The 6,351-nt window shown below is 71.8% G+C and carries 5 protein-coding genes; 3 read left to right on the top strand and 2 right to left on the bottom strand.

Features of this window, described 5'->3' with window-relative positions; all coding sequences use genetic code 11:
• The first annotated feature begins 211 nt into the window (after positions 1-211).
• Positions 212-412, top strand: a complete 201-nt coding sequence (locus tag AB0O29_RS33665) for a heavy metal-associated domain-containing protein (RefSeq protein ID WP_365159565.1) — start codon at positions 212-214, stop codon at positions 410-412.
• A 166-nt stretch (positions 413-578) separates the two neighbouring features.
• Complete coding sequence (locus AB0O29_RS33660; protein WP_365159562.1) at positions 579-3,098, top strand: Helicase associated domain protein; 2,520 nt, start codon at positions 579-581, stop codon at positions 3,096-3,098.
• Between the two features lie 279 nt (positions 3,099-3,377).
• Here AB0O29_RS33660 and AB0O29_RS33655 read toward each other — a convergent pair whose 3' ends face one another.
• Together AB0O29_RS33655 and AB0O29_RS33650 are read right to left on the bottom strand one after the other, a co-directional pair.
• Positions 3,378-4,310 (bottom strand): helix-turn-helix transcriptional regulator, encoded by a 933-nt coding sequence (locus AB0O29_RS33655; RefSeq protein ID WP_365159559.1) that lies wholly within the window; start codon positions 4,308-4,310, stop codon positions 3,378-3,380.
• Positions 4,311-4,313: 3 nt separating this feature from the next.
• Positions 4,314-4,535, bottom strand: coding sequence for a hypothetical protein (locus AB0O29_RS33650; protein ID WP_365159556.1), 222 nt, complete (start codon positions 4,533-4,535; stop codon positions 4,314-4,316).
• Between the two features lie 1,067 nt (positions 4,536-5,602).
• Between AB0O29_RS33650 and AB0O29_RS33645 the strand changes: the two genes are divergently transcribed.
• Positions 5,603-5,896 carry a hypothetical protein gene (locus tag AB0O29_RS33645; RefSeq protein ID WP_365159553.1) on the top strand — a complete coding sequence of 98 codons (294 nt, stop codon included), beginning with the start codon at positions 5,603-5,605 and terminating at the stop codon, positions 5,894-5,896.
• Positions 5,897-6,351 lie beyond the last annotated feature (455 nt).

Genomic DNA, 6,351 nt, shown 5'->3' with positions numbered 1-6,351 from the left:
CTTCGGCCTGGTGGGGTGTCCGCTTCGCTCCCACCCCGGCCTTCAGCGGCGGCCCGCTGCGCGGGCGGTGGGTGGGCGTTGAGATCAGTCCCGCTCGGCCTGCTGACTGTGACTCATCCGGTCGGGTGAGTATGCCGTGGTGAGAGTGTCACAGGCTTCCTGATGGGCTGAACTGTCGGTGCAACAACCGAGAAACCATCAGGGAGGAATCATGCAGACCCATTCGTTCGCCATCGCCATGGCGTCGGGGGGAGACTCCGGGAAAGTGGAGAGGGTTCTGAAGAGGCTTGAGGGGGTCTCCAGCTTCGATATCAGCCTCGAAGACCAGACCGCCGCAGTCACCACCGATCTTTCCCACGACATCGTCTTCGAGGCACTCAAGAAGAGCGGCCTGCCCGTCGAGACTCGCTAGCACGGCACGGAAGCAGCCCTGTGCCGCCGGCAGGCGGCACAGGGGGCAGATGAAGCGGGATCCCGTAGCCGTACAGTCGTCCGCTCTGGTATCGCACTGATGCAGTGTGTAGCATCCCGAGGAAGGGGTCACCATCTCCCTGCCGGAGATTTCAGCGGAGTGACGAATGCAGAACCCGAACAGAATCACCCTCCGGCCTCACCAGGAGGAAGCCGTCGAGGCCATCGTCCGAGGGCTCGATATTCCGCCTGGAAAGCGTATCCCCCGGCCTGGGCTACGGGCAACGGTGGTCGCGGCATGCGGGACCGGGAAAACCTTCATCGCCGCCGCGGCCGCGCTCCGGCTCGCCCGGGGCGGGCGGATCCTGGTCCTGCTGCCCACCCTGGACCTGCTCACCCAGACCGCCAGGGAGTGGCGCACGGCCGGCCACGACGGGCCGGCTGTCGCGGTGTGCTCGCTGGAGGACAACGCCCAGCTCTACGGACTCCAGGTGCGCTCGACGACGTCGGCGCCGCAGCTCGCCCTGTGGCACGGGCGCGGGCCGGTCACCGTCTACGCCACCTACGCCTCCCTCCCCGTCATCGCCGAAGCCCACCGAGGGGAGTACGGGCTGGTGATGGAGGCCTTCGACCTGGTGGTCGTCGACGAGGCGCACCGCACCAGCGGGTCGGCGGGGAAGGCGTGGGCGGACGTGCACCGCCAGGAGGTCATCCCGGCACGGCGCCGGCTCTACATGACGGCCACCCCGAGGGTCTGGGCGGAGCGGCCGCGGACGGCGGCCGAGAAGCGGGCGGCCGCGGCGGCGCACCGGCGCAAGGAGGAGGCGCGGCGGCGGAAGGCGGAGGCCAAGGGGAAGCCGTTCGTTCCGCGCCACGAGGCCCTGCCGGCGGAGCTGGCGTGTTCGATGGACGACCCGAAGGTGTTCGGGCCCGTCGTGTACGAGCTGCCGCTGGCCGACGCCATCTCGCGGGGGCTTTTGGCCCGGTATCAGGTAGTTGTGGCTGAACTGGTGGACCCGGTCGTGACCCCTGGCCGGCTCTACGGCACGGAGCGGTGGGACGAGGAGCTGCGGGGCGAACGGCTGGCCGCCGTGCAGACCGTCCTGCTGGAGACCATGGCGGCTCATGATCTGAAGACGACGATCACCTTTCACCACCGCACCGTCGAGGCGCAGGCCTTCGCTGAAGGCCTCGACCGCGTCGCCGGCCGACTGCACGCCGCCGATCCGGTCCGGCACCCGGCGACGGTGTGGGCGGGGTGGCTGCGCGGGGAGCACGAGGCGGAGCACCGGGCCGGCGTGCTCGCCGACTTCGGCCGCCGGGCCGGGCGCGCCGTGCTGGCAAATTGTCGCGTTCTTGGGGAGGGCGTGGATATCCGGGCGGTGGACTCGGTAGCCCTGATCGACCCCAAGGGATCATCCGTCGACATCGTCCAGGCCATTGGCCGGGCCCTGCGGCAGAAGCCCGGGGAAGAGAAGATGGCGACCCTGATCGTGCCCGTATTCTTGCGGGAGGACGAGAATCCCGAGGACATTCTGACTTCGAAATCGTATGGCCCTCTCATCCGGCTATTGAATGGGCTTAGGGCGCATGATGAACGTGCCGTGGAAATGCTCGCTATTCCCCAGGAGAACCAGAAGAGCATCGTGCAGCCGTCGCTGACGATCGGGAAGGAGCCCGCCGAGGGCGAGGAGGAGGACCGGCTCCTGCTCCGGTTCGCGGCCCCTCGGGATCCGGCGCTGATCGCGAAGTGGATCACCTACGCCGTCTTCAACACCGAACGGCAGGACTGGAGGAGGGGGCTGGAGGCGGCCTTCCGGTACCGCGAGCGCGAGCAACACCTCCAGGTCCCGTACGACCACACGGAGGGCCCGTACCCGCTGGGGCGGTGGCTGTCCGACCAGCGCAGGGTGTTCCGGGCCGGGTCGATGACCGGGAAGCGGGCCGCCGAGCTGGAGGTGCTGGGGATCGTGTGGGACACCGCCGACCACGGCTTCGAGGAGAACCTCGCCGCCGCACGGGCCTGGCACCGGGTCCACGGGACCCTGGCCGCGCCGCGGGGCGCGGCGATCCTCGACGTCCAGATCGGGCAGTGGCTCACCAACGTCCGCCGGCCCGGCGGACTCGGCAAGGACCCCGTACGCGCCGCACGGCGTGCGGCCGCGCTGGCCGCGATCGACGCCGACTGGAACCCCGGCGACGAGGACCACGGGTGGACGGTGGACTGGCAGCGGCACTACGCCTACCTCGCCCAGCTCCTGGACGAAGGCGCCCGCCTCACGGCCATCAAGCCCGGGGTGACCCGGCACGGCGAGGACATCGGCCGGTGGCTCGCTTCGCAACGACGGGACTTCGGCCGGCTGAACACCGAACAGCAGGCCCGGCTCGGGGCGCTCGGCGTGAAGCCGGGGCGGGCCGTACGGGCCCGTACAGCGTCCGCGAAGACGAGCACGACCTCCATCGGGCGGGGTGCCGTCGCCTTCCACCAGGGCGTCCAGGCCCTCGGCCAGTACGTCCAGCGGGAAGGCGGCGGCACCCCGGGGCGCTCCCACGTCGAGGTCCTCCCGGACGGGGGTGAGCACCGTACGGGGGTGTGGCTGGCCAACCAACGCCAGCGCCGCGACCGGCTCGATGCCGCACAGCTCGAAGCGCTCGCCGGGCTCGGGGTCCAGTGGGCCGACTCGTGAGCGCCGTGCCGTCCCCGGCCCGGCCGAGGGCCTGCCGGTCCGGGCGGTGCCCCGGCCGGCGGCCCGGCCGGGGGACTGCCGGTGCGTGTGCGGAACCGGGCGGGCTCCGGCAGCATCCGCCGGGCGGCGCCGTCCCCGCCGGATGCTGTGTACGGTCCCGGCAACGGGCGGGTGAGTACCCGGAGCAGACGGAGGATCAGGACGGATCCCGCCGGAGGGCCGCCCACGCACGGGTACGGTCCCCCGGCGCCGGCTCTCTCCCACCCCGGCCCGCCGCGCCTACGGCGGCCCGGCGGGCCGGGCGGGATCGGTAGCCAGGAGGGCCAGGGCGAGGGCGGTGACGTCGGCGACACCGCGGGTGCGGACCGCCTCCTCGACGATCCGGGCGGCGAACGCGGCCTGCCCGCCGGCCTGGAGGCCGGCCACGAGAGCGGCGATCTCGGCGGGCGGCCGGGTCACAGCCGCCCGCACGAGGACGTCCACGGGCGAGGCCGCCTCTTGCGGCGCCGGGGCCCGTGCAGCCGGGAGGGAACCCGGTGCCGGGGCCCGTGGAGCCGGGGCACGTGGAGCCGGTGCCGGGGCACGTGGACCCGGTGCCGGTGCTGAACCTGGTGCGGGAGCCCGTGGACCCGGTGCCGGGGCCCGGGCCGCGTCGAGGGCCCGTTCGGCAGCGGCGAGGACCTCCAGCAGTGGTGCCGGAGGCACCTGGCAGGCATCGGCGATGGCTCTCACCACGTGCGCGCTCGGCAGACGGTGGCGAAGGACGTCGGAGAGCGTGCTCGTGGGCATGCCCAGGTAGCGGGCGAGGTGGGCCAGGGAGATCCCCCGCGAGCCGAGCAGCTCCCGCAGCTCCTCGTGCAGACGGGCCGCGTCCACCGGTAGACGCTCCGCGAACGTGTCCGGGGCCGGCCGGGGGGTCCGCGCGACCGCGCGGGCGCGCCTCGCCTTCGCGTACAGCTCCGCGAACTCCCGCGTGGCCATGTCCCTGCTGTCGGCCGAGCGGGGGGTCATCCTCAGCAGGGCCCCGACCACGTCCCGCGCGACCTGCTCGGAGGGCAGCGCGCTGCCGGAGAAGAAGCGGGAGAGGGTGGCTGCGGAGACCCGGCCTCCCACTGCGTGGCTGACCTTCTCCAGGGTGGGGTCCCCGCTCTCGGACCGAAGGCGGCGGAGCGCCTGCACAAGCTCCGCCGCCCCGGGATAGGTCTCCCGCATCCGCTACAGCGCTACCGCGCCCGGCGTGGTGGCCGGGCCCTTCGCGGTGAGCCGGCGGACCGTCTCAACGGCCCCGAGGACCGCCGCGACGACCTGGATGCCGGTGGCCGGCTCCACCCCGCACGCCACCAGCGCCAGCTCGGCGAGGAGGGCGAGCACGATCACGATCACGAACGCCTTCGGCGGCCTCAGCCGCCGCCGGCCCGGCATCCCGGCGGGCGCCACGCATGCCGACCTCCCACGCCCGAAACGGCGCGGCAACCAGCTCCTCATAGTTGACTCCTTGTCCCATCGCTTTTCTGTTGACGACCCAGACCTTTTCTCGAAACAGGCATCGGAGAGTTGGCAGACCCTCTTCACCTTCCACGATTAGCGCATACGAATAACCCACCTGACAAGAGGCTCCGGAAAACACCAAAGCCCTTCGCACAAGAATGCGAAGGGCTCGGATGAGTGGAATTACAGATTCCGCCTTGTCCGTCTGCCAACGGTCGGCGGTCTCTCCCTCGGCGGTCTGGGCCAACAGATGCCATGGGACCCCGCACGCGGACGACACCGGCTGCGGCCGGGCGCCCCGCGGGGGGCGGCGCTAGAGGCACATCGTGGACGCGTCCGGAGCCCTCCGGCAACCCCCCGCCCGGACGCCGCACGCCGGAACAATGCTTTTGACCTGCGCGTTCTCGACTTCTTGCAATTCTGTCCGGGACCCCTCCGGACGACGCGGAACCTGTGGAAACGACCCCCCGGACGACGTGGAACCCCTGGAAACGGCCCCCGGACGCCGCGGGCGTCGCAGAAGGTGCGCACCGGGCGGTCGGCGGGAGCGAGCAGAAGAAGCGCGTCCGGGACCGCCGCCGCGAGGCCAGCCCACCAGGCCCGGCAGACGGAGCGCAGCAACACCAAAACGGGCCCCGATATCGCACCGAAACCTCGGAAAGGAAACACGGAACCACCCGGCAGCGACCCGGGACGTATTCCAGAAAGAGGCCTCCCGACCCTGAGGGAAAATACCCGAAGGGCTGAAATTGGGGCAGGAATTCGCTTTTCCGGGAAATCAGCCGCCGACGCCGGCCGCCCTCGCCACACCACGGCGTCCTGCGTGCACCACGGTGAGCGGCCGCTGACACGAAAGCGGTCTGCGCCGGCGTGCCCCGCGAGCGCGAGGACGCCGTGCCCGGCGCCCTGCCGGCGCCCGGAGAGCACGTACCTGACGCACCACTACGAGACGGACCCGAACCCCTGAAGCCCCCGACAGTCCGGGGGCTTCACCGTGCCACCCGGAGGAGACCTTCGTGCCCACCTACGAGACCCTCACCCGCTTCACCCACGACCTGGGGCACCTCACCCCCGCCCAGCACCGCCGGTTCATCCGCGTCGTGCGCGACGCCTTCGTCCCCGACCTCCGCACCGGCGGGCCGTTCCGTCCCGGGCTGCGGGTGAAGGGCGTACGCGCCGCCCCCGGCGTCTACGAGCTGACCTGGGCCCCCGACGGCCGCGCCACCTTCACCTACGGCCGCCACCGCGACCACGGTCGGCACATCATCTGGCGCCGCGTCGGCGGCCACGACATCCTCCACCGGCCCTGAACCACCCCAGCCGGCCCTGCCGTCCGATCGCGGCCGCCCGGCTCCCGCGGAACCGGCCGTCGCTCGGACAGGCCCGGCGGGAGACCGGCGGCACTGACCCCGACCTAGTTCACGGGCGAACCGGCGTCACCGGATGGCGGCGGAACCCGGCCGAAGCCGAGGTTCCCTTCAGGCGGCCAGCCCGCTGTCGTCGCTCAGTCTGAACAGCACCTCCTGCTCCGGCCCCGGCCCCTGTGAGACGTGCGTCTGGGCGGGCCCCGAACGGCTGTGGCCGAGCAACTCCACAAGCCGTCTGCGACGGCCCTGCGCGACCCGGGCGGTAGGGTCCGCCCACCGGCTGAAGTAGTTCGGGGAGTGCCATACTGGCGCAGAGTACCTATTCCGGGCGTGCGCTATTCCCCCGCCCGAGGGCGCCGAAGGTCGTCATCCTCTGACCGTGCAGCGATATAGGTGGC

The organism is Streptomyces sp. NPDC089915, from assembly GCF_040684675.1.
GTDB lineage: Bacteria > Actinomycetota > Actinomycetes > Streptomycetales > Streptomycetaceae > Streptomyces.
Note: the sequence above shows the minus strand (reverse complement) of the source record. Positions and strands in the feature narration are given on the sequence as shown.

Bases quoted from the DNA above. Each gene is read 5' to 3' on its own strand.
- AB0O29_RS33665 (WP_365159565.1), top strand. From the start codon at position 212: ATGCAGACCCATTCGTTCGCCATCGCCATGGCGTCGGGGGGAGACTCC.
- AB0O29_RS33660 (WP_365159562.1), top strand. From the start codon at position 579: ATGCAGAACCCGAACAGAATCACCCTCCGGCCTCACCAGGAGGAAGCC.
- AB0O29_RS33655 (WP_365159559.1), bottom strand. From the start codon at position 4,310: ATGCGGGAGACCTATCCCGGGGCGGCGGAGCTTGTGCAGGCGCTCCGC.